Below are 23,917 nucleotides of genomic sequence, written 5' to 3'. Positions count from 1 at the left end.
GCTAGCGCGCAACATCCTCGGCCAGCACCCGTTCCACGTTCCGTTCCGCCAGCGCGGTGATCGTGACGAAGGGGTTCACCCCGGTGCTGCCCGGGATCAAGGATCCGTCGGTCACGTAGAGGTTCGAGTAGCCCTTCACGCGGCCGTACAGATCGGTGGCCTCACCCAGCACCAGACCACCCAGCGGGTGATAGGTGAACCGGTTCTCGAACGACCGTGTATCCCCGAACAGGTCGCTGCGGTAGATCGTGCGATTCGCCCGGTTGACCTTGTCGAACAACGACTTCGCCGCGTCGATCGACGGCTTCCCCTGTGAAGCCCGCCAGTGGAGACGCGCGGAGTCGCTCGCGGGATCGTAGGTGAAGTGGCCGCGTTCGGGGTTCTTCGTGATCGCCAGGTACAGGCTCAGCCAGGTCTCGACCCCGGCCGGCACCGGCGCGACCTCGGCGAAGACTGGGTTCACCGGGTCGTCCCACGCGTCGATGCCGAGCGCGGGCATACCCGACTGCAGTGATCCGCCGAGATCCCACGCGTGGTTGGCGCGGCCCAGCATCACGTTGCCGTTGGTGCCCCAGCCGCGCCCGACCGCGTCGTTCAGTTCCGGCAGCGTCCCGGTTTCCCGTGCCCGCACGAGCAGTTCCGTCGAACCGAGGCTGCCGGCGCCGAGGAACAGGTATTTCGCGCCGAGTTGTTTCCTCGCCATGATCGCGCCGTCTTCGGAGGTCTCGTGCACGGTGAGGACGTAGGTGCCGTCGGTCTGCCGGGTGATCCCGCGGACCTCGTGCAGCGTCTTGATGGTCACCTTCCCGGTGCCCAGCGCGGCCGCGAGGTAGGTCTTGTCGAGGGACCGTTTGCCGTGGTTGTTGCCGTAGATGACCTCGGAGGCGAGCGCGGACCTCGGCACCTCGCCCGCTTCTTCCCGCTTCATGTACTCGAAGTCGTAAACGCTGGGCACGAACACCGTCTTGAGTCCCGCGCGCGTCGCGGCCTTCCGGGACACCCTCGCGTACCGATAGGAACGGCAGGTTTCGAACCAGCGCGGGTCGATGTGGTTCACGCCGAGGGTCCGGTTGGCCCGGGGGAAGTACGTCCCGTACATCTCGTCCGCGTCGACGGCGGGCAGGATCTCCTCGAAGTACGACCGCTTCGGTGTCACGGCCATCGCGCCGTTGACCAGCGAACCGCCGCCGACGCCGCGGCCGACGTAGACGGACATGTCGCCGTGGCTCACCCGGTCGAGGACGCCGGGGTACCGCCCGATGTCCCGGTTCGCCAGGTCCATCCAGAGGAACGACGCGAGCGGCGCCTGCGTGCGGTTCTTGAACCACGCGGCCCGGCGATCCGGCCGGAGCATGTCGCAGAAGACCTTGCCGTCCGGCCCGGGGTCGGCCCACAGTTTGCCCATTTCGAGCATGACCGTGGGGATCCCGGCCTCACCGAGGCGGAGCGCGGTGACCGCGGCGCCGTAGCCGGTGCCGATCACCACGGCCGTCGAGAAGCCCGGGGACGCTTCTTCGGCCTGCGCGGTGGAAATCGTGGTCAGCCCGAGGGCGGCGGCGGAGTTGAGCGCGGTGTACCCGAGGAACTTGCGGCGCGACAGTGGGGACATGCGCCGATGATCGCCCGCTGTTCGAGCCGCCTTCAAGGGCGAATCCGAAGCAGATTCGCGTCAGCTGGGTAAACACCGTTTATTTTCACTTGAACGTGGCGATTCAGGGGTCCCTTGGGTGGCTTCCCCGATGTGACTCGGACCGGCACAGACCACTCTTTCGAGTCATGAGACGCCTTCTCGCCGCGACCGCGGCCGCACTGTCCGCAGCCGCCCTCTTCGCCTTCCCCGGCCACGCGTCCGCCGCGGAGTTGCCGAATTTCGACTTCTCCGCCTGCCCCGCTCCGCCCGCCAACGCCGACCCCGGCACGTGGCGGTGCGAAGCCTTTGTCTCCCAGGGAGTCCTGACCATCGGCGACCGGGAGATCCCGATCGGGGAGATGCGGCTGACGTTCTCCGAAGGCGAGGTGGACGGGAAGTTCGCGCAGGTGTTCGGCGAACTACGGCACGCTCCGGCCCGGATTCCCGGCGCTTTCGGCACGACCTTGCAGCTGAAGTACGGCGGCTACTCGGACTTCCTGTCGAACGACGAGCGCCGCGGCGAGCTGGACCTCTACGCCGTCCTGCGGCATCCCTTGCTGCCCAAGGAATGCACGATCGGCACCCTCGAAGCGCCACTGCACTCGGTGGTCAAGGACGATCCCGCCGTCCCCTTCGAGGTGGTATCGCAGAACCCGAAGACGGTGAAGTTCGGTGTCGTCGACTCGCAGCTCGCCCTGCCGGGCACCACCGGCTGCGGCCCGCTGACACGAGCGGCCGACGAGGTCCTCGGCCTCCCGTCTGCGAGCGGGAAGAACACCTTCAAGCAGGTGACCTACGTGCAGTTCAAACCCCTCTGACCACCCGCATTTAGTCCTCTGAATGCGGATGGTCGCGATCGGCAAGTCGTCTTCTGATGCCGCAGGCGGAGCGGACGTCGACGAGCGGGGAAGATTTCGGACGTTCAGCGTCCCGGATCTTCCCCGCCCGCGACTTTGTCAAGGTGTTCGGTGACGCGATCGAGGAACACCCTTAGCGAGCTCAAGGTGACCACCTCGTCTGGCGCGAAGTAGACACACGGGGGCTTTTCCACTTCGGGGTCGTAGGCCATCACTGTGACCAGCGCGTCACCCGGCAAGCCCGCTCCGGCCCACGAAGTCGGCGCCGGGCGCACCTCACTCAACTCGTAGACCCAAGCCTCGTCGCCGTCCAGACGGGTCGCCTGGAAACAAAGCGTTTCGTCGCCGTCCTCGAACACTTCGATCGCCATGCCGGAAGCTTGTCACCGATCGGCGGGGACGCACCTACTTCTTCTTGGTCACCCAGATGGTGATGGTCGCGGTCACGACGGGTTTCCCGTTCGTGTCCGTGATCGTCACCGGCACGGGAAGCTCGAAGCCCTCGTCGCCGAATTCCGGCAACTCCGGGAGCTCGGCGACGGCGCGAAGGCTCGTCTCGGCCTTCGCCACGTACGCGACCGTCATGCCCTTCGGCAGCCACCGATGCGTCGTCGGCACGGTCGCCTCGGCGAGCATGCCCATCGCGATTTCCGCGAGGTTGCAGGCCGCGATCGCGTGAAAAGTCTTGATGTGGTTGTAAACACCCCACCACTTCGGGGACGTCACCTCGCACCGGCCGGGACGCAGCTCGCGCACCGACGGGAGCACCGTCCGGAAGTACGGCACACGCAGGCACATCGCCGCCGAGAACAGCTGTTTGCCGACCGGCTTGCCCGCCAGCCGGTTCCACATCGCGTAGGTCGGATTCTGCGCCATCACGGTCTCCTCACCATGTTACTCACCAGTAGCATAACCGGACGGCAGGCTATATTCGCAACGTGGCACATCGGCTCTTCCTCCTCCGGCACGGTCAGACCGAGTGGTCCGTCAACGGACGGCACACCGGACGCACCGACATCCCGCTCACGGCCGCCGGCGAGGGGCAGGCCCGCGCGGCGGGCGGCACCCTGCGCGCGGTACTCGGCGGCAGCCCGGCGCTCGTCCTCTCCAGCCCCCGCACCCGTGCGCTGCGCACGGCCGAACTGGCCGGACTGCGCGTCGACGAGGTCACCGAAGAGCTGTCCGAATGGGACTACGGCGACTACGAGGGCGTCACCACGCCGACGATCCGCGAAACCGTCCCCGGCTGGACGGTCTGGTCACACCCGATCCCCGGCGGCGAAAGCGCGGAAGACGTCAACGCCCGCGCCGACAAGCTGATCGACCGGATCCGCGAGCCGCTCGGCAGGGGTGACGTGATCCTGGTCGGCCACGGACATTTCAGCCGCGTCCTGGTCGCGCGCTGGATCGGTCTCCCGTCGACGGCGGGTGTCCACTTCGGACTCGACCCGGCCGGCGTCGCGGTGCTCGGCGACGAACGCGGCGAGCCGCAGATCGAACACCTCAACCTGCTCCCCACCACAGAGGACTGAAAATGGACGACCGCATCCGGCGGATCCGCGAAGAAGACGTGGACGCCGTCGTCCAGCTCGTCTACGACCTCGCCGAGTTCGAACGCGCCCCGGACGAATGCCACCTCACGCCCGAGCAGCTGCGCGTCGCGCTGTTCGGCGAGGCGCCGGGCCTGTTCGGGCACGTCGCCGAGGTCGACGGCGAGATCGTCGGCTACGCGCTCTGGTTCCTCAACTTCTCCACCTGGCGCGGTGTGCACGGCATCTACCTGGAGGACCTCTACGTCCGCCCCGAGCAGCGCGGCTCCGGCCTCGGCAAGGCGCTCCTGGCCACCCTCGCGGCGGTCTGCGTCGAGCGCGGCTACGCCCGTCTCGAATGGTCGGTGCTCAACTGGAACCCGGCACAGGGGTTCTACAAGTCGCTCGGCGCGGTGCCGATGGACGAATGGACCGTCGACCGCCTCACCGACGAACCCCTGAAGGCACTCGCCGCCCAGGTCTAGCCAAGGCGTGACTCGCGTGATCAGACACGTAACTCGCGTGTCTGGAGGCCGCACTCGAAGGTACGGCCTCGATCACGCGAGTCACGTCCCCAATCACGCGAAATCCGCCTCTGATCACGCGAGTGCGGCGTCAGGAGTCGCGTTCCTCGCGTTCACGACGCGCCGCACGGCCCGCGGCGCCGTCCCGCTCGGCGGCCTCTTCCTCGGTCTCGCCCTCCTGCATCCCGAGCGCCCACGCGCGCGAAGGGCGGCGGAACAGCAGCACGATGACGGCGACGCCGACCAGCCCCAGCGGCACACCCCACAGCGGCTGCCCGGACGGGCCGGCGCCGTACCAGCCGACGCCCACCAGGATCAGCGCGACGACCACGCCGGGCGACCGCGCCCACGTCTTCCCCATCATCAGCCCGGCCGCGCAAGCCAGCGTCCCGGCCGCGAGGACGAGGTAGTAGGCGACTTCGGCCAGGAGGTTCTCGGGCCCGGCCCGGCCGTTGACCAGGAGCAGGATCGCGAACACGATCAGGGCGAGCCCCGGCAGCGCGGTGACGGCGCCGGCGAGGCGGACTTCACGGGGCGCGGGCGAGAGCTTGTCGGCGATGGACACGGCGAAACAGCCTTCCAGGCTTCCGGACACGGCGCTCCACCAGGGCGGGTCACCGTACGTGAGCACTTTCGATCGTATGCCACCCGGTCGGCCGGTTTCCCCTCGCCGCCGCATGGGAAGAATTGGAAGCGTCGTCGATGAGCGGGCGGTCGGCCCGGGTGCACTTGTCACGACGCGCGATAGCCGCCGGCGATGAGGAGGAACGCCCGCCACAGGGGTCATACGGTGCTGCTTCGAGGACGCACGGCCACTGAGCTTCGCGTCACCTGACGCTCCCCTCTTCGGGCCGAAGTCACTTACCCTGCGGTATGTGCGTGCCATCCTCGTCGTGAATCCCCAGGCCACCTCGACCACCGCCGGTGGCCGTGACGTGCTGGCGCACGCACTGGCCAGCCAGGTCAAACTCGACGTGGTGGAGACCGACTACCGCGGCCACGCGATGGCCGTGGCGCGGTCCGCCGCCCGCGACGGGATCGACCTGGTGGTCGCCCACGGCGGCGACGGCACGGTCAACGAGGTGGTCAACGGTCTCCTCGCGGACGCCGACGGCGATCCGGCGAAGGTCGGCGACGTCCCCATGCTCGGTGTCGTACCGGGCGGCTCGGCGAACGTCTTCGCCCGCGCGCTCGGGATCGCGCACGATCCCGTCGAAGCGACCCATCAGCTCCTCAACGCCATCGAGAACGACCGAAGCCGCACAGTCGGCCTCGGGATCGCCGACGGCCACTGGTTCACCTTCAACGCCGGCCTGGGCTGGGACGCCGACGTCGTCGGCCGCGTGGCCAAGCGCCGGGGCAAGCAGACCACCGCGGGGCTCTATCTGAGGGCCGCCGTGGCGTCGCATCTGCGGCCTCCGCTCGGTCGTCCACCCCTCACGGTCCGCATCCCGGGTGAAGAGCCCACCGAAGTGCTGACCGCTTTCGTGTCGAACACCGATCCGTGGAGCTACCTGGGCGACCGTCCCGTCCACCTGAACCCGGACAGCTCGTTCGACACCGGACTGGGCCTTTTCGCGTTGAGCGGTCTGGGATTGCCCACCGTGTTCAAGCATGTACGGCAGGCATTGCTCACGAAGAGCGACCAACGCGGACGACGTCTCCTTCGTCACGATGACCTGCCGATGATCCGCATTGACGCTGCTGAACCGGTAAACTTCCAGGTGGACGGCGACCTCGTCGGCCAGCGGAAGAGGGTGGAGTTCTTCAGCGTCCCGGAAGCACTGACGGTAATCGTCTGACGACCGGACCGCTGATCGCCTGCGGCAAAGTACGAACTGCCGCTCATCGACGCAGAACCTCCGCTCACCGCATCGGCCTTCCCATCGGAAGGCTGTTTCGGAACGAAACCGCAGGTCAGAAGCGTCGCTCGGCCGGGTGAGCTGACTCACCGATCTTCAGAAAACCCTTGTCGAAACGGGTGCTTCGTGAAAGCATTCACAAGCACCCAAAAAAACGACCGCCATGACGACTATGGCGCGGAGTACCGCGCCGTTATGAAGGAGCTCAGAAACATGGACTGGCGCCACGACGCGGCCTGCCGAGACGAGGACCCCGAGCTGTTCTTCCCGGTGGGAACCAGCGGTCCTGCTCTGTCGCAGGTAGCGCAGGCGAAGGCCGTGTGCCACCGCTGCACCGTCGCTTCCGACTGCTTGGCCTGGGCATTGGCCAGCGGGCAGGACGCAGGCGTCTGGGGCGGGATGAGCGAGGACGAGCGACGGGCCCTGAAGCGCCGTCGTACGCACATCGGCACGCGTACCTCCGCCTGAGTTTTTCAACTCACGCACGCTTCATCGCATCACCGAAAACTGAGTGACAACCCCAAGCCTCGGGTAATCCCGCGGTGCAGTGGCGCTATGGCCCTGCGTCGCGAGGTGACACCTACCCGACTTGAGCTTAACAAGCGAGGCCGACACGCACCCGAGGGGGTGTGGCTTCAGCGGACTTTTCACAAGTCCTCCCGCGGAACCGTTACAGGGCCGGCGCCACTTCTCTTCGGGCGCCGGCCCTAAAACGTGTCCGGGTGAGACTGTCCATTGAGGACGATCAAACGCGACAGTCCACTACAGACGCCGCGACAGCGGGATGCGCAAGGCGGCTTCGGTGCCCAGCCTGCGTCCGCCCGTCTCTTCGGAATCCCCGCGCAATCCCCGGATCGACAGCGATCCGCGCAGTTCCGACTCCACGAGGGTCCGCACGATCTGGAGCCCGAGGCCATCGCTGCGTTCCAGCGAGAACCCCGAAGGCAGCCCGCGCCCGTTGTCGCGGATGACGACGTCGAGCCAGCGCGCCGAGCGTTCCACCACGAGTTCGACCTTGCCCGGCCGTCCGTCGGGGAAGGCGTGCTCGATGGCGTTCTGGACCAGCTCGGCCAGCACCATCACCAACGGCGTCGCGATCTCGGCGACGACGACGCCGAACGAACCCGTGCGCGAAAGCCCGACCTGCGATTCGGCCGTCGCGACCTCGCCGACCATCGGGAGGACGTTGTCGAGCAGCTTGTCGAGATCGACCCGCTCGTCCACCGAGATGGACAACGCCTCGTGCACCATCGCGATCGACGAGACCCGGCGCACGGATTCGCCGAGCGCGAGCCGCGCCTCCTCGCTGGAGGTCCGGCGCGACTGGAGCCGCAGCAACGCGGCGACGGTCTGCAGGTTGTTCTTCACCCGGTGGTGGATCTCACGGATCGTCGCGTCCTTCGAAAGGAGGGCGCGGTCACGGCGCTTGACCTCGGTGACGTCGCGCACCAGGACCAGTGCACCCGCGGGCTGCCCGGCGGGCCGCAGCGGCAGCGCACGGAACAGCACGACGGCGCCGCGCCGGGAATCCGCCTCCGTCCGGCTGCTGGGCTTGCCGTCGAGCGCCTCGATGATCCGGTGCGACACCTCGGTCGCGTCGAAGGGGTCACGGATGAGCGACCTGGTCAGCGGCGCGAGGCGCTGGCCGACGAGATCCGATTCGTGCCCCATCCGGTGATAGGCCGACAACCCGTTCGGGCTGGCGAAGACCACGGTGCCGGTCGGGTCGAGGCGGATGAGACCGTCGCCGACCCGCGGGCTGGTGTGGGTGTCCGTCTGGTTCCCCGGGCTGGGGAAGGTGCCGTCGACGATCATCTGGCACAGGTCGCCCGCACTCCCGAGATAGGCGATCTCGAGCGGACTCGGCACCCGCGACGCGGCCAGGTTGGTCTCGCGGCTGAGCACGGCGATCACCGTGCCGCCGAACACCACCGGGATGGCCTCCCGCCGCATCGGCAGGTCGCGGTACCAATGCGGGTCCTCTTCGCGGCAGATCCGCACCTCGCGGCTCGCCTTGGCCAGCTGCGGATGCTCGTCCTCGGTGAACCGGGAGCCGACGACGTCCTCCGGATGGGCGGTCGGCGCCGTCGTCGGTCGCGCGTGCGCGACGCACACGAAGTCGCCGCCGTCGGGCTGCAGCTCCTCCGACACGGCGACCCAGAGCAGGAAATCGGCGAAGGACAGGTCGGCCAGCAGCTGCCATTCGGCGACCACGGTCTGGAGATGGTCCGCGGCTTGACCGGACAGGCCGGTGTTCTCCGCGAGGAGATCGGAAAGGGTGGACACGTCCCCATCCAAGCAGGGTGAGGGCCGCATGACACACTGGAGAGGTTGACCCTGGCCCAGCGGTGTCGTATCACCCCGCGCGGGCCACTCGGACGAGGAGTGAAACATGTCGAAGCGCGCCCGCAAGCGTCGCGACCGTAAGAAGAACGGCGCGAACCACGGCAAGAAGCCCAACTCCTGATCATCGATCAGACGACGAAGGCCCCCGCACCGATCCGGTACGGGGGCCTTCGTGTGTCCTGGGCCGTGGTTACTCGAAGGTCTGCTCGATCTTGACCTCGGTGCGCTCGATGGTGATCGAGCCCTTGGTCTGCACGGTCTGGCGGATGGAGGCCCGCAGCCGGGACTTGAGGTCGTCCGGCGCGTGGTCGCCACCGCATTTGCGGGCGAGCAGCTGCTTGATGTGCTCGTCGATGCCGTATTCCTCGAGGCACGGCGGGCAGTCCTCGATGTGCTTGCGCAGGGCGGCGTCGCGCTCGGCGCTGCACTCCTTGTCCAAGAGCAGGTAGATGTCGGCGAGGGCCTCCTCGCACCTGACCTTGTCGTCCGCTCCGGCGCAGTAGTCCTCGCTCATCGCCCCGCCACCTCCTGCTGTTTGCCCGCGCGGATGAAGCCGCGCTCGCGCGCGACGTCGGCGAGCAGGTCACGGAGCTGGGCGCGGCCGCGGTGCAGCCGGGACATCACGGTGCCGATGGGCGTGTCCATGATCTCGGCGATCTCCTTGTACGCGAAACCTTCGACATCGGCGAGGTAGACCGCGAGGCGGAACTCCTCGGGCAGCTTCTGCAGCGCTTCCTTGACGTCGGCGTCGGGCAGGTTGTCCATCGCCTCGACCTCGGCCGAGCGCAGCCCGCTGGAGGTGTGACTCTCCGCCTTGGCGATCTGCCAGTCGGTGATCTCCTCGGTGGGCTGCTGCACCGGCTGGCGCTGACGCTTGCGATAGCCGTTGATGTAGGTGTTCGTGAGGATGCGGTACATCCACGCCTTGAGGTTCGTACCCGCCTTGAAAGACGCGAAGGCCGCGTACGCCTTCAGGTACGTCTCCTGGACGAGGTCCTCCGCGTCGGCGGGATTCCGGGTCATCCGCATGGCGGCCGAGTACAGCTGGTCGAGCAGGGGCATCGCGTCCCGCTCGAAGCGCTCGGCCCGCGCGGCCGCCTCTTCGGCGTCCGTGCCCGTGTCCGGCGCGGGATTCTGCGTGCTCGGCAAACCGTTCCCTTCCCGATCGGCGTCGATGCGCTTGTGCGCATGAGACGTCGCCGAGTTTACGCGCGGACGGATCACCTGGCCGCCCGGCGTGCGCGGGATCAGGATTCGGGGAGCTTCGAGTGTGGTGGACACGTGCCTTTCAACAGTGACGCCCGGCCGGGCATTCCCGGGCCGCTCGTAGACTCCGCCCATGGCAGGCAAGGGAACCCCGGCGACGGCGCTGCTGGTGAAGAAGAAAGTGGCGCATGTTCTGCACGCCTACGACCACGACCCGCGGGCCGAGTCGTACGGCCTCGAAGCCGTCGAAGCGCTGGGGCTCGACCCCGCGCGCGTGTTCAAGACGCTGGTCGCCGAGGTCGACGGGAAACTGACCGTCGGTGTGGTCCCGGTCACCGGTCAGCTGGATCTGAAGGCGCTGGCGGCCGCCGCGGGCGGGAAGAAGGCGAAGATGGCCGACCCCGCCGCCGCGCAGCGCGCGACGGGATACGTGCTCGGCGGGATCTCGCCGCTCGGGCACCGGAGCAGGCTGCCGGTGGTGATCGACTCGTCGGCGGAGAAGTTCGAGACCGTGCACTGCTCGGCGGGGCGGCGCGGGCTGGAGGTCGAACTCGCGCCCGGCGATCTGGCGCGGCTCACGGGCGCCGTGGTGGCGCCGATCGCCGGCTGACCACTCCCCGCGTTTCGTCCTCTGAATGCGGTCGTTGCACGCGCAAGGACCGCATTCAGAGGACGAAACGCGGGAGGAGGGGTCAGGTGAGCGGCCGCAGCACCCGCTGCAGCCACTCGGCGGCCGCTCGTGACACGCCTTCGAGGTCGGCGCTGAGGTTGTGGTCTCCCTGGAGCACCACGATCTCGTGATGCGGCCCGGCCTTCGGCAGCCCGAAGGGGTCCCGTTCGCCCTGCACCACCAGCGTCGGGACCTCGACGGCGTCCAATTCGCCCTGCCGGGATTTCTCCGGCTTTCCCGGCGGATGCTCGGGGAAGGCCAGGCAGAGCACCGCCACCGCCTGCCCCGCCGCGGCGGTCCGGCAGGCGACGCGGGCCCCGGACGACCGGCCGCCGAACACGATCGGCAGGTCGTCGAAGCGCTCTGAGATCTCGTCGGCGACGGTGAGCCAGGCGGTGTCGAGCTGGGTCGCGGGGGCGGGCGCCCGGCGGCCCGCCACCCGGTACGGCTGCTCGACGAGCGCGACGTGGACACCGGCCGCCTGCGCCGCGCGGGTGACCGCGACCAGGTCCTTCGCGCCGATCCCGCCGCCCGCGCCGTGGCCGAGCATCAGGACCGCGACCCCTTCTTCGGCACAGTGCAGCTCGGCCCGCGCGGGGCCGTAGGCGGTGTCGATCTCCAGTTTCGTCATGGGTTCGGCAGCTCGAAGAGCGCGCTGTCGGCGGCGGGTTCGACGCGGTCCAGCAGCTGCGGGCCGTTGTTGCGGACGTTGTTGACCAGGCTGGACACCGGCCGCAGCTCGATCGTGTCGACCAGGTCCACCGGGGGCGGGACGAGCAGTTCGGTGACGTCGGGCCGGTCGGGGTCGAGCCAGGTGTCCCACTTCTCGCGCGGCATCAGCAGCGGCATGCGGTGGTGGATGTCGGTGAGCCTGCCGACCGAGTCCGTGGTGATCACGGAGAAGGTGATCAGCGGATCGGCGTCCTTGTCGTCCTTCGGCCGCCAGGTCTCCCAGATCCCCGCGAACGCGAGCGATCCGTCACCCGGCCCGGTCATGAAGAAGGGCTGCTTCTCCTTGCCGTCGCGCCGCCACTCGTACCAGCCGTCGGCGGGGACCAGGCAGCGCCTCGCCGAGACCGCCTTCTTGAACGACGGCTTCTCCTTCGCCGTCTCGGCGCGCGTGTTGATCATCTTCGAGCCGACACCGGGGTCCTTCGCCCAGAACGGGACCAGGCCCCAGCGCATCATCCGCAGCGACCGGACGGCGGGTTCGTCTTCGAGCACCGCGCCGTCGGCGTCACGCGGATGCCGTTGCACGACGGTGGGCACGTCCTTGGTCGGCGCCACGTTGTGATCGGTCCGGATCCGGCCTTCGGCCAGGTCCACCGCGGCGAACTCGTCGATCAGCGCCGCCGGGTCCTTGGTGGCGGCATAACGCCCGCACATGCGAAAACCTCCCTAATCGACAGCCATCGTTACACGCCGGACAGACGATGGCGAGCAGCATGGGATCATTGTTCCGCGGTGTTCGAAGAGCAGGAGGCGGTTTGGCGGGCAAGGACTGGCGCAGGCTGGACGAATCCGACGTGCGGATCCGTCCCGGCAAGGGCACCAGGCCGCGCAGCAAACGCCGCCCCGAGCACGCGGACGCCTCCACCGCGATGGTCATCGGCAAGGACCGCGGCCGCTGGACCTGCGCGATCGACTCCGATCCGGACCGCGTCGTCACCGCGATGCGGGCCCGTGAGCTGGGCCGGGTCCCGGTCGTCGTCGGCGACACCGTCGGCATCGTCGGCGACGTGAGCGGGAAACCGGACACCCTCGCCCGCATCATCCGGGTGGACGAGCGCTCCAGCGTGCTGCGGCGGACCGCGGACGACACCGACCCCTTCGAACGAGTGGTGGTCGCCAACGCCGAGCAGCTGCTGATCGTGACCGCGCTGGCCGATCCTCCGCCGCGCACCGGATTCATCGACCGGTGTCTCGTCGCCTGTTACGCGGGCGGTCTCGAACCGGTCCTCTGCCTGACGAAGGCCGACCTCGCGAGCCCGGACGAACTCCTCGCCGGCTACGCGGGCCTCGACATCCCGGCGGTGGTGACCCGCCACGACGAGCATCCGGAGGAACTGACCGGGCGGCTCAAGGGCCGGGTCACCGCGCTGGTCGGGCATTCCGGGGTCGGGAAGTCCACTTTGGTCAATCGCCTGGTGCCCGACGCAGGACTGGCGACCGGCGTGGTCAGCGCGGTCGGCAAGGGCAGGCACACGTCCGTCGCGGCGGTCGCGCTCCCGCTCCCCGGCGGCGGCTGGGTGGTCGACACCCCCGGCGTCCGCTCGTTCGGGCTGGCGCATGTGACCGCCGACGACATCGTGCTCGCGTTCGAGGAATTCGCCGCCGCCGCCGAAGAGTGTCCGTCGGGCTGCGGCCATCTCGGACCGCCTTCGGACCCGGACTGCGCGCTCGACGACGTGGTCACAGATGGTGATGCCAGTCACGAACGACTGGAGTCTTTGCGCCGCCTTCTGGGTTCCCGAGCCGGGCATGACGACGATCGGTAACGTCGCCGACTACAGCGAGCTGATGGGCGGCTGACGCTGCCGCTCGCGCGTACCCCGACATTCGGACGGTGGAAATTCACGCGACAGGCACTACGGTGGTGGTACAGACCATTCACCCGAGGGAGTCCCATGCGTGCCACCGGATTCGCCGTCGTCTGTACCGCTCTCCTGCTCGTGGCCGGCTGTTCCGGCGAAGAGAAACCGGCGGCGCAACCGGTGAACGACGCGGCGCAGCTGGCCTCGGTCGCCGCCGCGGGCACGCAGAAGGCCCGTTCGTCCAAGATCTCGCTCGAAACCACCGCGGACGACGGCCGCAAGGTCGTGGTCACCAGTTCCGGGCTCTACGAGGGGCCGAACAGCAAGTTCTCCATGGTCGCCGAGGTCGCGGGCGAGAAACGGGACCTGATCTTCGCCGACGGCGTCCTCTACTACCACCTGTCGGACACGCAGGTCCAGGAACTCAAGACCGACAAGGAATGGGTCAAGATCACCGCCGACGGCAAGGACTCGCTCTCCACCGCCAACGGCGCGCTGATGACGAACGTCGTCGAGACGATGGATCCGACCCGGACGATCGAGCGGATCTCGAAGTCGGGCAAGGTCACCAAATCCGAGCAGGCCGACGTGAACGGCACGGCCGCCACGCGGTACGTCCTCGACCTCGGTGGCGCGCCCGCCGAGGTGTGGCTGGACGCCGAGCAGCGCCCGGTGCAGGTCAGCATGGGCAAGGCCACGGTCAAATACGACAGCTGGGCTTCGGACGTGGTGATCATCGCGCCGCCGCCCGAGGCGGTCGGCGACAGCCGCTGAGCCGTTCCCCCGATCGGGGCGTGGCCCTCGGCTGTGTTTCGCTTGGGTGCCCGCGATCGAAAGCAGGTCCTCATGCGGAGAACGGCCCTGTCCACCGTCGTGCTCGTACTCGGTGTGCTGCTCGCCGCCTGTGACGGCGACGCCGTCTCGTTCGCCGACGCCCGCGCGCTCGCCGACGGGGCCACGTCCGCCATGACCGGCAAGGCCGCGAAGTTCACCACCGACGTCACGGCGGGCACGATGCGGTCGAAGAGCCAGGGGCAGGCCAAGGTCGCGGGAACGGGTACCGCACTGGCCATGACCACGGACTTCCTCGGCGAGCCGATCGAACTCCGGCTGGTCGACAAGATCGTCTTCGCCAAGGTCCCCGAGACCGCCCGCGAGGAGGTGCCCGGCGGGAAACCGTGGGTCAAGGTCTCCCCCGATGGCGCCGACCCGTTCTCGCAGGTCGCCGGCGGCAGCATCGACCAGCTGGCGAAGCAGAACGATCCCGCCCGCGCGCTCGACCAGGTGCGGAAGGCGGGCACGGTCACCGGATCCGAGCACGGCGAACTCGACGGGATGTCCGCCGAGCGCTATCGCCTGGACGTCGACCTGGCCGCGCTGGGCGGTGACCTGCCCGCCGGTTTGTCGGCCGAGGCCGTCGCCGAGCTGCGGGGCAAGGTCGGAAAGCTCCCCATGGAGGTCTGGCTCGACGACGCGCGCTTGCCGCTGCAGATCGTGCTCGACCTCGCCCCCGTCCTCGCCGCTTCCGGGGCCCCGGACAGCGCGACCGCCAAGATCGTCACGCGTTACAGCGAGTGGGGCACGCAGGCCGACATCCAAGCGCCTCCGCCGGAGGAGATCGGGGAGATCCCGGCGGGCTGATCCGTCACGTTCCGCTCCCCCGTTGCGCGTGCAAGGACCGCATTCAGAGGACGAAACGCGAGGGAGGCTAGAGGAGTTCCAGCAGGAAAGGGAGCTCTTGGGGCGCGTACCAGGCGAGTTCGTGGTCCTCGGCGTCGCCGAGGGTGAACTCGGCGTCCGGGTCGCCGAGGTCGGCCTGGTCGATCACCGCGGCGGCGGCCTGCACGGACTCAGCGGCTTCGGCCGCGTCGACGTGGATCGCGGCGACGTCGGCGATCTTCACCGGCCCGGCCAGCCGCACGACGGCGGCGTCGAGATCCGGGCGCAGCGTGACCTCGTCGATGTCGGCCGAGATCACCACCCGCCGCGGCTCGGGCTTCTCCTCGGCCGCGATCAGCCGGAGCGACGCCCTGGCGGCGTCGAGCAGCGCGGCGTACTCGAGTTCTTCGTCGGATCCGCTGGCGTAGGACTCCCGCAGCGCCGGGGTCAGCGCGAATCCCGTGCCGCTGCGCGCGCGGAGCTCTCCGGCGGTTTCGAGCTCACGGAGCATCGCGATCGTCCCGGGTAGATAGACCCTCACCAGTGCGCACCCTTCAGCTCTTCCAACGATTCCTCGATCATCCCGGCGAGCACGTCCACATCGGACACGGCCTTGCGATCGCCGTTCAGTCCGAAGTAGACACCGCCGTGATACGAGGTGACCCCGATCGCCAGCGCCTGATTGCGCACCAGCGGCATGACCGGGAACATCTCCACCATCTTCGCCTGTCCCGCGTAGAGCGGCACCTGCGGGCCCGGCGAGTTCGTGATCAGCACGTTGAAAATACGTCCCGACATCGACCCGGCCACCCGCGCGCCGAGCGAATGCAGCGTCGGCGGGGCGAAACCGCCGACCGTCAGCAGCCCGCGCGCGGCGACCGAACGGCCCGAGTCGAGGTGGTCCGCCATCGCGTGACCGATGTGCTGCAGTCGCAGCACCGCGTTCGGCTCCCCGACCGGGAGATCGACCAGATAGGCGTCGACCTGGTTCCCGACCAGCGCCGGCGTCGAGTACTCGGCCGTCTCGGCGTCGCGGACGGCCATCGGCACCAGCGCGCGCACGGTGGTCGTCGCGGTCAGGTTCGAGCCGCGGGAGAGCAGCCATTCCCGCAGCGCGCCGGTGATCACCGCGACCACGACGTCGTTGACCGTGCCGCCGTGCGCGGCACGGACCTGGCGGAGATCCTCCAGCCGCGTGCGGACCCCGGCGAACATGCGGCCGCCGGAGGTGCGGACGTTGAGCGGCCCCGACGGCGCCGGATTCACCATGGTCTTGAGCGCCGAAGCGACATCTCCGACCGTTTCGGTGACCTTGCCCGCCATCGCGGTGGCGTCGTGGGCGATGGAGCGGACATTCTCCACCAGCTCCGTCGGCCGCTGCACGGTCTCGGCTACCGCGTCGAGGATCAGCTGCGTGCGGCTCGGTTCCCGGCGCGGATGCCAGGTGTCGTCGAACGGCTCCGGCTCCTGCGGGGTCGCGTCGAGGATCAGCTGCCCGATCTCGATGGTGCCGATCCCGTCCACGACCGACTGATGCGTCTTGGTCACCAGCGCGACGCGGTCACCCGCGAGCCCCTCGACGAAGTACGCCTCCCAGAGCGGCCTTCCCGGGTCGAGCCGCCGCGACATCAGCCGCGCCACCAGGTCGAACAGCTGGCCGTCGGAGCCCGGCTGGGGCAGCGCGGACCGCCGGACGTGATAGTTGAGGTCGAAGTCGACGTCGTCGACCCACACCGGCCGGGCGAGGTGACCGGGCACCTCCAGCACCCGCTGCCGGTAGCGCGGCAGGAACGCCAGGCGCTGCCCGATCAGGTCGAGCAGCCGCTCGTGGGTGAAGCCCTCGCGCGGTCGCTCGAAGATCGCCACGCCGCCGACGTGCATCGGGGTCGAGTGGTCTTCCACGTACAGGAACGAGGCGTCCAGCGCGGAGAGGCGGTCGGGCATGGGCCGATCCTTACACAGTGGGACACTCGCCGGTGTGGGTGATGAGTCGGTGATCTCGCCGAAAGACCGGTTCCTGACCGTGTACGGCCGCAAACCGGTGCTCGAGGCATTGGACGACGCGGCGCTCGAGGTGGACAAGGTGATCCTCGCCGACACCGTGCGCGGGCCGAACGCCGCCGAGATCGAGCGTGCCGCGAAAGCCGCCGGAGTGCCGGTGCAACGGGCGAGCGCGCATCGCGTCAAGGTGCTGGCGGGCAACGGCAAACAGGACCAGGGCGTGCTGGCCGACGTCGTCGCCCCGCGTATGCGATCGCTGCACGCGGCGCTGTCCGACGGCAGGCCGCCGTCGCGGGTGCTGCTGCTCGACGGCATCACCACCCCGGCGAACGTCGGGATGATCCTGCGCACGGCGACCGCCGCCGGGCTGGACGGGGTCGTGGTGCCGCGGCGCGGCGTCGCCGCCTTGGACCCGATGGTGGTCAAGGCTTCGGCCGGGGTCGCGTTCCGCGCACCGGTGCTGCGGTGCGGCAGCGCGCGCGAAGCGGCCGAGATGCTCACCGAAGCCGGCTACGGGATCTACGCGCTGGGCGCTTCGGCTCGCAGCTCGGTGTTCGACGTCGAACTGCCGCAGCGCGCGGCGTTCGTGCTGGGCGGGGAGACGAACGGCGTCGGCGCCGAGGTCGGCGAACTGGTGACCGAGTGGGTGTCGATCCCGATGCCCGGCGAAGTCGAGTCGCTGAACGTCTCGGCCGCCGCCGCGGTGCTGTCGTTCGAGCTGGTGCGCCGGGCTAAGGCTTCGGGAACAAGGCGCTGAGCTCGGTCAGCGTCTCCTCGACCGATGTGTGGTGCACTCCCGCCATGCCGGCCGCGACCGCCGCGCGGACGTTGTGCGCGGCGTCGTCGACGAACACGCACCGGTCGGCGGGCAAGTCGAGCAGCCCCGCGGTGAGCAGGTAGACCTCGCGTTCGGGTTTGGCCACGCCGACCTCGCCGGAGAAGACGAGCGCGTCGAAGAACGGGCCGAGTGACCGCTTGGCCTCGTCCGACGCACCGGGGGCGTTCGAGAGCAAGGCCGTTTTGACACCGCGCTCCCTGACCGAGCGCAGGAAGGCGTACAGCTCGTCCGCGCCCACGTCCGTGAGCACCCCGGCGTAGTCGACGACCAGCCCTTTCAGCACGCGCCCACCGTACACAAGCGATCACCGCCCGGTTCATCCTCTCGGGCGGTCCTTGTCTCGGCTTCGCCCGCCACGTGCCCCTTAGTTGCTGGGCGTGGCCGAGGGGGCCGCGGAGGGGGACTGCTCGATGAAGTCGTACGTACTGAGACGGCTCGAACCGTACGAACCGCCGTACCGGGTCGCCGACCGGCCCGACGGCCTGACGCACCGGGCGGCGGCGCCGGACAACCAGCTCGTGCTGGATCTGCCGCTGGCCGGGGAAAGCGTCGTGGAGGAACCACGGCCGTCACCGGACACCCCGGACGGCAGGCAGATCGGCAGGCTGCTGACCACCATCCTCGAAGCCTGTGACGGCCGCCGTCCGCCGGTCCAGGTGCGGCCGATCCTCGACCCGGCGCTCCACCACGCGTTGCTCGAAAGCGGCCTTCGTCGTCCGGCGGGCGGCTACCGGCCGAAGTCGGTCCACCTGGGTCACCCGGCGGACGGCGTCGTCGAAGCCTGCGCGACCGTCGAACAGAACGGACGCTGCCTCGCCTTGGCCGCCCGCTTCGAGCGGACGCCGTCGGGCTGGGTGTGCACCCGCTTCCATCTGCTGAAGCCACCGCGACGGGTCTCCGCGCTCGCGGCCTGATGCGCGTGAAGGCCCCCTTCCCTCGGCTGAGCCGAGGAAAGGGGCCTTCACGCGCTTGGAGCCGTTAGCGGCGCGGGCCCTTCTTGCCCTTCTTCTGGGAGGCGCGCTGCGCGGCGCGACGCTCCCGGCGGGTACCGCTCTGGTCGCCACCGGCGCTGCCGGCACTGTCCGAATGCGACTCGACGCCGCCGTCCTCGGACGGGCCCGACATGGTCAGCCCGGACTGCGAACCACCGCCGAGTCCCTTGCCCCGCAAGGCGGACGGCACGGACTTGGTGTCGGTCGCCGGACCCTGCGGCGGCGTCGGACGGGCGTGCCTGCCGTCGCCGTTCGCGGCCTGGCCGTTCCCGGAGCCGACTCCGGCGGGCAGCGCGGACGCGGACTCCGGCGCCGGGGTGGTGGGCTCGGCCTGCTCGACCTGGAGGTTGAACAGGAAGCCGACGGCCTCCTCCTTCAGCGACTCCAGCATCGCGCGGAACATGTCGTAGCCCTCGCGCTGGTACTCGATGACCGGGTCGCGCTGCGCCAGGGCACGCATGCCGATGCCCTCCTTGAGATAGTCCATCTCGTAGAGGTGCTCACGCCACTTGCGGTCGAGCACGGTGAGCATCACCTGACGCTCCAGGCTCCGCATCGCGCCTTCGCCGACCTTGCCGTCGATCTCGGCCTCGCGCTCGTCGTACGCGCGGTGGGCGTCTTCGAGCAGCGCCTCACGCAGCCTGTCGGCGTCGAGGTCGTCGTCCTCGGTGAGCTCTTCCCAGGTGACCTTGACCGGGTACAGCTGCTTCAGCGCCGTCCACAGCTTCTCGTGGTCCCAGTCCTCCGCGTAGCCCGAGGAGGTCTCCTCGGTGACGTACGCGTTGATGACGTCGACCAGCATGTGCTCGATCTGCTCGCGCAGATCCTCGCCTTCGAGGACGCGCAGACGCTCGGCGTAGATCACCTTGCGCTGCTCGTTCATGACCTCGTCGTACTTGAGGACGTTCTTGCGGATCTCCATGTTCTGCTGCTCGACCTGCGTCTGAGCGCTCTTGATCGCCTTGGAGACCATCTTGTGCTCGATCGGCACGTCGTCCGGCAGCCGCATGGTGGTCATGACCCGCTCGACCATCGTCGCGTTGAAGCGGCGCATGAGCTCGTCACCGAGCGAAAGGTAGAACCGGGACTCGCCCGGGTCACCCTGACGGCCGGAACGACCGCGGAGCTGGTTGTCGATCCGGCGGGACTCGTGCCGCTCGGTGCCGAGCACGTACAGCCCGCCGGCCTCGCGGACCTCCTCGGCCTCGGCCTTCGTGTCGGCCTGGACCTCTTCGAGCACCTTCGGCCACGCGGCCTCGTACTCCTCGGAGTGCTCCACCGGGTCGAGGCCGCGGGCGCGCAGCACCTCGTCGGCGATGATGTCCGGGTTGCCGCCGAGCACGATGTCGGTACCGCGGCCCGCCATGTTGGTGGCGACGGTGACCGCGCCCTTGCGCCCGGCGCGGGCGACGATCAGGGCCTCCCGGTCGTGGTGCTTGGCGTTGAGGACCTCGTGCGGGACACCCAGCTTGAGCAGCAGCTTCGACAGGTGCTCGGACTTCTCGACACTCGTGGTGCCGACCAGCACCGGCTGGCCCTTCTCGTGCCGCTCGGCGATGTCCTCGGCGACGGCCTCGAACTTGGCCTGCTCGGTCTTGTAGATCAGGTCGGCCTGGTCGGCGCGGACCATCGGCTTGTTCGTCGGGATCGGCACCACACCGAGCTTGTAGGTCTGGTGGAACTCGGCCGCCTCGGTCTCGGCGGTACCGGTCATGCCCGACAGCTTGTCGTAGAGCCGGAAGTAGTTCTGCAGCGTGATCGTGGCGAGCGTCTGGTTCTCGGCCTTGATCTCGACGCCTTCCTTGGCCTCGATCGCCTGGTGCATGCCCTCGTTGTAGCGGCGGCCGTGCAGGATGCGGCCGGTGAACTCGTCGACGATGAGGACCTCGCCGTCGCGGACGATGTAGTCCTTGTCGCGCTTGTAGAGCTCCTTGACCTTCAGCGCGTTGTTCAGGTAGCCGACCAGCGGCGTGTTCGCGGCCTCGTAGAGGTTGTCGATGCCCAGCTGGTCCTCGACGAAGGCGACACCCTTCTCGGTGACACCGACGGTGCGCTTGCGGATGTCCACCTCGTAGTGGATGTCCGGCTTCATCAGCGGCGTCATCCGGGCGAACTCGACGTACCAGCGCGAGGACTGGTCGGCCGGGCCGGAGATGATCAGCGGCGTCCGGGCCTCGTCGATGAGGATGGAGTCCACCTCGTCGACGATCGCGAAGTTGTGGCCGCGCTGCACGCAGTCCTCGAGGCTCCACGCCATGTTGTCGCGGAGGTAGTCGAAGCCGAACTCGTTGTTCGTGCCGTGCGTGATGTCGGCGGCGTACTGCTGGCGGCGGACCTCGGGCGTCTGGTCGGCCAGGATGACCCCGACCTCGAGGCCGAGGAAGCGGTGGATGCGGCCCATCCACTCGGCGTCACGTTTGGCGAGGTAGTCGTTCACCGTGATGACGTGCACGCCCTTGCCGGAGATGGCGTTCAGGTACGCGGGGAGGACCTGGGTCAGGGTCTTGCCCTCACCGGTCTTCATCTCCGAGACCTGGCCGAGGTGCAGCGCGGCGCCGCCCATCAGCTGGACGTCGTAGGGGCGCTGGCCGAGCACGCGCCAAGCCGCTTCCCTCGCCACCGCGAACGCCTCCGGCAGGAGGTCGTCGAGTGACTCGCCGTCCGCGTGCCGTTTACGGAACTCCTCGGTCTTGGCCCGCAGCGCGGTGTCCGAAAGTTCCTTGACGTCGTCTTCGAGGGTGTTGATGTGATCGGCGATGTTGCGCAGCCGCTTCACCATTTTGCCCTCGCCCGCGCGGAGCAGGCGGTTCAGCACCATCCGGTCGACCTCACTAGCTGATTGTGATCGCACCCGAGCCGGTCCCGGGCAATCTCGTCCGCGGCGGTGCCTGGTAACGCACCACCGTCCGCCCCCATCGTAGGGAACACCTCGGTGTTCGCGCACGCACCGTCTGTCGGTACCTGACGAGACGGGGGCGGGTCCCGCCTGATCCGGACATGACGGCGGCCCGCACGGGACGCGTGCGGGCCGCCGTCAGGGCAGTAGGGGCCGGCTAGCTGAGCCGGATGACGCCGTAGTCGAAGCCTCGCCTCCGGTAGACGACGCTCGGGCACCCGGCGTCGGAGTCGTTGAACAGGTAGAAGTCGTGACCGACCAGTTCCATCTCGTAGAGAGCCTGGTCGACCGTCATGGGCTCCGCGTCATGCTTCTTCTCGCGGACGACGCGACCGGGCTGGTGTTCGGTCACCCCGTCATCCCAGCGCTGCTGCTGGGGCATCTCGAACTCACCGCTCTCGACAGCGAAACCGTTGGCCATGGGTTCGGCCTCAGGCGCTTCGAGCACAGCGGTACCCGCCAGATGTCGGGTGTCGGTGGTCATTCCACCGGCGGCCGCCATCGAAGTCGCCTCGGCGACGGATTCCGGGCGGCTGCGGCCGTAGTGCACGCGCCGGCGGTCGTGTGTCTTCCGCAACCTGTTCTCGAGCTTGTTCAGTGCGGAATCCAGCGCTGCGTAGAAGTCGCCGGCACACGCTTCGGCGCGTACGGCGGGGCCACGGCCCTTACCGGTGATTTCGACGCGCTGGCAGTTCTTCGACTGCCGGCGATTGGGCTCGTGGAAGAGCTCCACGTCGTAACGGATGACCTTCTTGTCGTAGCGCTCTAGCCGGGCCAGCTTTTCGCTGACGAGTGCCCGATAGTGGTCGGGCACCTCCACGTTGCGGCCCTTAACGACGATGTCCATACACGACCTCCCTCGCTGAAATGACTGCGAGCTGTAGATGTGTTCACTAGGGCGCCGGTAATGCGGGGACGAAGCCCGGATCGCGGGCGGTGAGGGAACTCGGCATACGGCCACGACGTCTCGTGTCGGATGTCCGAGCGCGGACTCAGCGCGGCTCCGGCGCCAGGGACATGGGCTGGTCACCTCCCTGCCTGCCGGGATTGCTGATAGCGCTGCACGTTAGCTGCATCACGCCGCGAGCAACAGCCCCCGAGCCGGGGGATATCAGGACGTGAGACCTCGTCACCGCACGCGACGACGACGCTGTGGCCAGCGGGACAATCCGGCTTGTCGGGCGTCGTCCCCGTGATTTCTTTTCACGCGGACGGCGCAAGCCTTCGGACAGGAAAATGCGGAGGGTGCCCAGTGGGCCGTGCCCGGGGGAATCCGCCGCCACCCCGGTGGAGTGGCGGGCCGTCGGAGTGTTCCCCAGAAGGTCCCTCATATCCCGTCAACGCCCATGTACCCATTCCCGTTCCCGATCATTCATCACTCTTGTAGGTGACGCTCCGATCACCCGGCGGCGGCCAGCGCTACCACCGCGGAAACGTGAATTCCGCTTATGTCCAAAAAGCGCGTACAAGCGGCGGCGGTCGCTCCGGTTGTGATCACGTCGTCAAGAAGAACGACCTTCTCCGGGCAGTCTCCCGGGACCAGGCGAATACGGCCGTCGAGGTTCGCCGATCGCTGGATCCTGGTGAGCCCCACCGCATCACGGACACCGGCCCCGAGCTTGAGGACAGCTGCCACCGTCGCCGGCTTTCCCTTGTCCGCCAGTGCTTTCACGCATTCCTCGGCGATGCGCCGGACGTGCGGTCCACCCCGGACACGCGAGGCGGACCGTCGCGAAGGGACCGGGACAAGACACGGTTCCGGCTCCGGTTCGGGCAGGTGGACGAGGGCTTCGGCGACGGCCCGGCCGAAGGAGGGGGCGAGGTCGCGGCGGCCGCGTTCCTTGTACGCGAGGATCAGGCGACGGGCGTCGTCGGCGTAGGGGGCCAGGGCGTAGACGGGGACGAGACCGGCCGTCGGGCCGCGGATGATCTCGCTGAGCGAACCCCAGGCGGTCTGACAGGTCGCGCAACAGGGCGCGCCCGGTGCTCCGCAGGACGCGCAACGGGCGGGGATGAGGAGGTCCAGGAGTTTGGGCATGGGGCGAGTGTCGGCCGGGGCTCCGACAGTTCCGGGCGCCGCCGGGGTGTGACTGGTCCGGTTTGGACACTTTGCGGCGTCAGGGGGCCAGTGTTGAAAAAGTCAATCGTGGAGAAGGTCGCTTCGGGGCTCCTTCGCACGCCGGTTTCGGTCCGTGAAGGCCTCCTTGCCTACCCTCAAGGTAGTGAAGGAGGCCTTCACGGGCTTTCGCTCCGCTAGCGCCGCTAGGAAAGCTAGCGGTACTAAAGGTCCCTTGCTCCCCTTGGCGATGTCCTGAAGGCCACCTTCAGGACGCTGGACGTCTCAAAGGTGGCCTTCAGGGCATGACCTGCGCG

27 protein-coding genes are annotated in these 23,917 nt (G+C 68.6%); 12 read left to right on the top strand and 15 right to left on the bottom strand.

All coding sequences use genetic code 11. The features are described from left to right. Window position 1 precedes the first annotated feature (1 nt). Entirely contained in the window at window positions 2-1,609 is a 1,608-nt protein-coding gene (locus tag ED92_RS20480) for a GMC oxidoreductase (protein WP_037341077.1), read from the bottom strand. 167 nt (window positions 1,610-1,776) lie between these two features. Between ED92_RS20480 and ED92_RS20475 the strand changes: the two genes are divergently transcribed. Continuing rightward, entirely contained in the window at window positions 1,777-2,448 is a 672-nt protein-coding gene (locus ED92_RS20475; RefSeq protein ID WP_037341074.1) for a hypothetical protein, read from the top strand. A gap of 104 nt (window positions 2,449-2,552) precedes the next feature. On the opposite strand, the gene ED92_RS20470 is transcribed toward ED92_RS20475, so the two are convergent. Together ED92_RS20470 and ED92_RS20465 are read right to left on the bottom strand one after the other, a co-directional pair. After that, window positions 2,553-2,858: a hypothetical protein gene (locus ED92_RS20470; RefSeq protein ID WP_037341072.1), complete on the bottom strand. Its 306-nt coding sequence runs from the start codon at window positions 2,856-2,858 to the stop codon at window positions 2,553-2,555. Window positions 2,859-2,892: 34 nt separating this feature from the next. Then, window positions 2,893-3,363, bottom strand: a complete 471-nt coding sequence (locus ED92_RS20465) for a hotdog fold domain-containing protein (RefSeq protein WP_037341070.1) — start codon at window positions 3,361-3,363, stop codon at window positions 2,893-2,895. 62 nt (window positions 3,364-3,425) lie between these two features. Between ED92_RS20465 and ED92_RS20460 the strand changes: the two genes are divergently transcribed. Continuing rightward, on the top strand, window positions 3,426-4,019 hold the full coding sequence (locus ED92_RS20460; protein ID WP_037341068.1) for an acid phosphatase: 594 nt from the start codon (window positions 3,426-3,428) through the stop codon (window positions 4,017-4,019). A 2-nt stretch (window positions 4,020-4,021) separates the two neighbouring features. Continuing rightward, window positions 4,022-4,501 carry a GNAT family N-acetyltransferase gene (locus tag ED92_RS20455; protein WP_037341065.1) on the top strand — a complete coding sequence of 160 codons (480 nt, stop codon included), beginning with the start codon at window positions 4,022-4,024 and terminating at the stop codon, window positions 4,499-4,501. Window positions 4,502-4,631: 130 nt separating this feature from the next. Here the strand turns inward: ED92_RS20455 and ED92_RS20450 are convergent, their stop codons facing one another. Further along, window positions 4,632-5,171 carry a hypothetical protein gene (locus tag ED92_RS20450; protein WP_037341063.1) on the bottom strand — a complete coding sequence of 180 codons (540 nt, stop codon included), beginning with the start codon at window positions 5,169-5,171 and terminating at the stop codon, window positions 4,632-4,634. 244 nt (window positions 5,172-5,415) lie between these two features. On the opposite strand from ED92_RS20450, the gene ED92_RS20445 reads away from it, so the two are divergent. Together ED92_RS20445 and ED92_RS20440 are read left to right on the top strand one after the other, a co-directional pair. After that, window positions 5,416-6,342: a diacylglycerol kinase family protein gene (locus ED92_RS20445; RefSeq protein WP_037341061.1), complete on the top strand. Its 927-nt coding sequence runs from the start codon at window positions 5,416-5,418 to the stop codon at window positions 6,340-6,342. Window positions 6,343-6,615: 273 nt separating this feature from the next. Further along, window positions 6,616-6,870 (top strand): WhiB family transcriptional regulator, encoded by a 255-nt coding sequence (locus ED92_RS20440; RefSeq protein ID WP_007028999.1) that lies wholly within the window; start codon window positions 6,616-6,618, stop codon window positions 6,868-6,870. Window positions 6,871-7,164: 294 nt separating this feature from the next. On the opposite strand, the gene ED92_RS20435 is transcribed toward ED92_RS20440, so the two are convergent. Continuing rightward, entirely contained in the window at window positions 7,165-8,688 is a 1,524-nt protein-coding gene (locus ED92_RS20435) for a sensor histidine kinase (RefSeq protein ID WP_037341059.1), read from the bottom strand. Window positions 8,689-8,794: 106 nt separating this feature from the next. Between ED92_RS20435 and ED92_RS43810 the strand changes: the two genes are divergently transcribed. Further along, on the top strand, window positions 8,795-8,869 hold the full coding sequence (locus tag ED92_RS43810; RefSeq protein ID WP_369299112.1) for a 50S ribosomal protein bL37: 75 nt from the start codon (window positions 8,795-8,797) through the stop codon (window positions 8,867-8,869). Between the two features lie 69 nt (window positions 8,870-8,938). Here ED92_RS43810 and rsrA read toward each other — a convergent pair whose 3' ends face one another. Beyond that, window positions 8,939-9,262 carry a mycothiol system anti-sigma-R factor gene (gene rsrA / locus ED92_RS20430; protein ID WP_037341057.1) on the bottom strand — a complete coding sequence of 108 codons (324 nt, stop codon included), beginning with the start codon at window positions 9,260-9,262 and terminating at the stop codon, window positions 8,939-8,941. Continuing rightward, window positions 9,259-9,897, bottom strand: coding sequence for a sigma-70 family RNA polymerase sigma factor (locus ED92_RS20425; protein ID WP_026466946.1), 639 nt, complete (start codon window positions 9,895-9,897; stop codon window positions 9,259-9,261). Before ED92_RS20425 ends, rsrA begins: the two co-directional genes overlap by 4 nt. Before the next feature lie 190 nt (window positions 9,898-10,087). Here ED92_RS20425 and ybaK point away from each other — a divergent pair, with 190 nt between their 5' ends. After that, window positions 10,088-10,564, top strand: a complete 477-nt coding sequence (gene ybaK, locus ED92_RS20420; RefSeq protein WP_037341056.1) for a Cys-tRNA(Pro) deacylase — start codon at window positions 10,088-10,090, stop codon at window positions 10,562-10,564. Window positions 10,565-10,646: 82 nt separating this feature from the next. Here the strand turns inward: ybaK and ED92_RS20415 are convergent, their stop codons facing one another. Both ED92_RS20415 and ED92_RS20410 read right to left on the bottom strand, forming a co-directional pair. Next, window positions 10,647-11,255 (bottom strand): alpha/beta family hydrolase, encoded by a 609-nt coding sequence (locus tag ED92_RS20415; protein ID WP_037341054.1) that lies wholly within the window; start codon window positions 11,253-11,255, stop codon window positions 10,647-10,649. Beyond that, window positions 11,252-12,010 carry an SOS response-associated peptidase gene (locus ED92_RS20410; protein ID WP_037341051.1) on the bottom strand — a complete coding sequence of 253 codons (759 nt, stop codon included), beginning with the start codon at window positions 12,008-12,010 and terminating at the stop codon, window positions 11,252-11,254. The genes ED92_RS20415 and ED92_RS20410 overlap by 4 nt, the downstream gene beginning before the upstream one ends. Before the next feature lie 101 nt (window positions 12,011-12,111). Here ED92_RS20410 and rsgA point away from each other — a divergent pair, with 101 nt between their 5' ends. From rsgA to ED92_RS20395, 3 genes are all read left to right on the top strand, one after another. Next, the gene (gene rsgA, locus ED92_RS20405; protein ID WP_037341048.1) at window positions 12,112-13,122 is read left to right on the top strand and encodes a ribosome small subunit-dependent GTPase A; all 1,011 of its coding nucleotides are present in this window, start codon (window positions 12,112-12,114) and stop codon (window positions 13,120-13,122) included. Window positions 13,123-13,251: 129 nt separating this feature from the next. Then, complete coding sequence (locus ED92_RS20400; protein ID WP_037341045.1) at window positions 13,252-13,932, top strand: hypothetical protein; 681 nt, start codon at window positions 13,252-13,254, stop codon at window positions 13,930-13,932. A 72-nt stretch (window positions 13,933-14,004) separates the two neighbouring features. After that, the gene (locus ED92_RS20395) at window positions 14,005-14,799 is read left to right on the top strand and encodes a hypothetical protein (protein ID WP_037341042.1); all 795 of its coding nucleotides are present in this window, start codon (window positions 14,005-14,007) and stop codon (window positions 14,797-14,799) included. 67 nt (window positions 14,800-14,866) lie between these two features. Here ED92_RS20395 and ED92_RS20390 read toward each other — a convergent pair whose 3' ends face one another. Together ED92_RS20390 and ED92_RS20385 are read right to left on the bottom strand one after the other, a co-directional pair. Then, on the bottom strand, window positions 14,867-15,358 hold the full coding sequence (locus tag ED92_RS20390) for a hypothetical protein (RefSeq protein ID WP_125733624.1): 492 nt from the start codon (window positions 15,356-15,358) through the stop codon (window positions 14,867-14,869). Next, the gene (locus ED92_RS20385) at window positions 15,355-16,761 is read right to left on the bottom strand and encodes a wax ester/triacylglycerol synthase family O-acyltransferase (RefSeq protein ID WP_037341039.1); all 1,407 of its coding nucleotides are present in this window, start codon (window positions 16,759-16,761) and stop codon (window positions 15,355-15,357) included. Before ED92_RS20385 ends, ED92_RS20390 begins: the two co-directional genes overlap by 4 nt. A gap of 34 nt (window positions 16,762-16,795) precedes the next feature. Between ED92_RS20385 and ED92_RS20380 the strand changes: the two genes are divergently transcribed. Further along, complete coding sequence (locus ED92_RS20380) at window positions 16,796-17,575, top strand: RNA methyltransferase (RefSeq protein WP_037341036.1); 780 nt, start codon at window positions 16,796-16,798, stop codon at window positions 17,573-17,575. Here ED92_RS20380 and ED92_RS20375 read toward each other — a convergent pair. Next, window positions 17,550-17,954, bottom strand: a complete 405-nt coding sequence (locus tag ED92_RS20375; protein WP_037341034.1) for an HAD-IA family hydrolase — start codon at window positions 17,952-17,954, stop codon at window positions 17,550-17,552. The two genes, ED92_RS20380 and ED92_RS20375, sit on opposite strands and share 26 nt — an antisense overlap. A 112-nt stretch (window positions 17,955-18,066) precedes the next feature. Between ED92_RS20375 and ED92_RS20370 the strand changes: the two genes are divergently transcribed. Further along, window positions 18,067-18,570, top strand: coding sequence for an Rv3235 family protein (locus ED92_RS20370; protein ID WP_037341031.1), 504 nt, complete (start codon window positions 18,067-18,069; stop codon window positions 18,568-18,570). Window positions 18,571-18,634: 64 nt separating this feature from the next. On the opposite strand, the gene secA is transcribed toward ED92_RS20370, so the two are convergent. The 3 genes from secA to ED92_RS20355 form a co-directional block, all read right to left on the bottom strand. Next, window positions 18,635-21,466: a preprotein translocase subunit SecA gene (gene secA, locus ED92_RS20365; RefSeq protein ID WP_037341027.1), complete on the bottom strand. Its 2,832-nt coding sequence runs from the start codon at window positions 21,464-21,466 to the stop codon at window positions 18,635-18,637. Window positions 21,467-21,701: 235 nt separating this feature from the next. Beyond that, entirely contained in the window at window positions 21,702-22,391 is a 690-nt protein-coding gene (gene hpf, locus ED92_RS20360) for a ribosome hibernation-promoting factor, HPF/YfiA family (RefSeq protein WP_037341024.1), read from the bottom strand. A 552-nt stretch (window positions 22,392-22,943) separates the two neighbouring features. Further along, window positions 22,944-23,582, bottom strand: coding sequence for a ComF family protein (locus ED92_RS20355; protein ID WP_037341022.1), 639 nt, complete (start codon window positions 23,580-23,582; stop codon window positions 22,944-22,946). Between the last annotated feature and the right edge of the window lie 335 nt (window positions 23,583-23,917).

This window comes from Amycolatopsis sp. MJM2582 (assembly GCF_000754115.1).
In the GTDB taxonomy this organism is placed as follows: domain Bacteria; phylum Actinomycetota; class Actinomycetes; order Mycobacteriales; family Pseudonocardiaceae; genus Amycolatopsis; species Amycolatopsis japonica.
This window is presented reverse-complemented; position numbering and strand designations above follow the sequence as displayed.

Bases quoted from the DNA above. Each gene is read 5' to 3' on its own strand.
- ED92_RS20480 (WP_037341077.1), bottom strand. From the start codon at position 1,609: ATGTCCCCACTGTCGCGCCGCAAGTTCCTCGGGTACACCGCGCTCAAC.
- ED92_RS20475 (WP_037341074.1), top strand. From the start codon at position 1,777: ATGAGACGCCTTCTCGCCGCGACCGCGGCCGCACTGTCCGCAGCCGCC.
- ED92_RS20470 (WP_037341072.1), bottom strand. From the start codon at position 2,858: ATGGCGATCGAAGTGTTCGAGGACGGCGACGAAACGCTTTGTTTCCAG.
- ED92_RS20465 (WP_037341070.1), bottom strand. From the start codon at position 3,363: ATGGCGCAGAATCCGACCTACGCGATGTGGAACCGGCTGGCGGGCAAG.
- ED92_RS20455 (WP_037341065.1), top strand. From the start codon at position 4,022: ATGGACGACCGCATCCGGCGGATCCGCGAAGAAGACGTGGACGCCGTC.
- ED92_RS20440 (WP_007028999.1), top strand. From the start codon at position 6,616: ATGGACTGGCGCCACGACGCGGCCTGCCGAGACGAGGACCCCGAGCTG.
- rsrA (WP_037341057.1), bottom strand. From the start codon at position 9,262: ATGAGCGAGGACTACTGCGCCGGAGCGGACGACAAGGTCAGGTGCGAG.
- ybaK (WP_037341056.1), top strand. From the start codon at position 10,088: ATGGCAGGCAAGGGAACCCCGGCGACGGCGCTGCTGGTGAAGAAGAAA.
- ED92_RS20415 (WP_037341054.1), bottom strand. From the start codon at position 11,255: ATGACGAAACTGGAGATCGACACCGCCTACGGCCCCGCGCGGGCCGAG.
- ED92_RS20410 (WP_037341051.1), bottom strand. From the start codon at position 12,010: ATGTGCGGGCGTTATGCCGCCACCAAGGACCCGGCGGCGCTGATCGAC.
- ED92_RS20400 (WP_037341045.1), top strand. From the start codon at position 13,252: ATGCGTGCCACCGGATTCGCCGTCGTCTGTACCGCTCTCCTGCTCGTG.
- ED92_RS20395 (WP_037341042.1), top strand. From the start codon at position 14,005: ATGCGGAGAACGGCCCTGTCCACCGTCGTGCTCGTACTCGGTGTGCTG.
- ED92_RS20385 (WP_037341039.1), bottom strand. From the start codon at position 16,761: ATGCCCGACCGCCTCTCCGCGCTGGACGCCTCGTTCCTGTACGTGGAA.
- ED92_RS20370 (WP_037341031.1), top strand. From the start codon at position 18,067: ATGAAGTCGTACGTACTGAGACGGCTCGAACCGTACGAACCGCCGTAC.
- secA (WP_037341027.1), bottom strand. From the start codon at position 21,466: ATGGTGCTGAACCGCCTGCTCCGCGCGGGCGAGGGCAAAATGGTGAAG.
- hpf (WP_037341024.1), bottom strand. From the start codon at position 22,391: ATGGACATCGTCGTTAAGGGCCGCAACGTGGAGGTGCCCGACCACTAT.
- ED92_RS20355 (WP_037341022.1), bottom strand. From the start codon at position 23,582: ATGCCCAAACTCCTGGACCTCCTCATCCCCGCCCGTTGCGCGTCCTGC.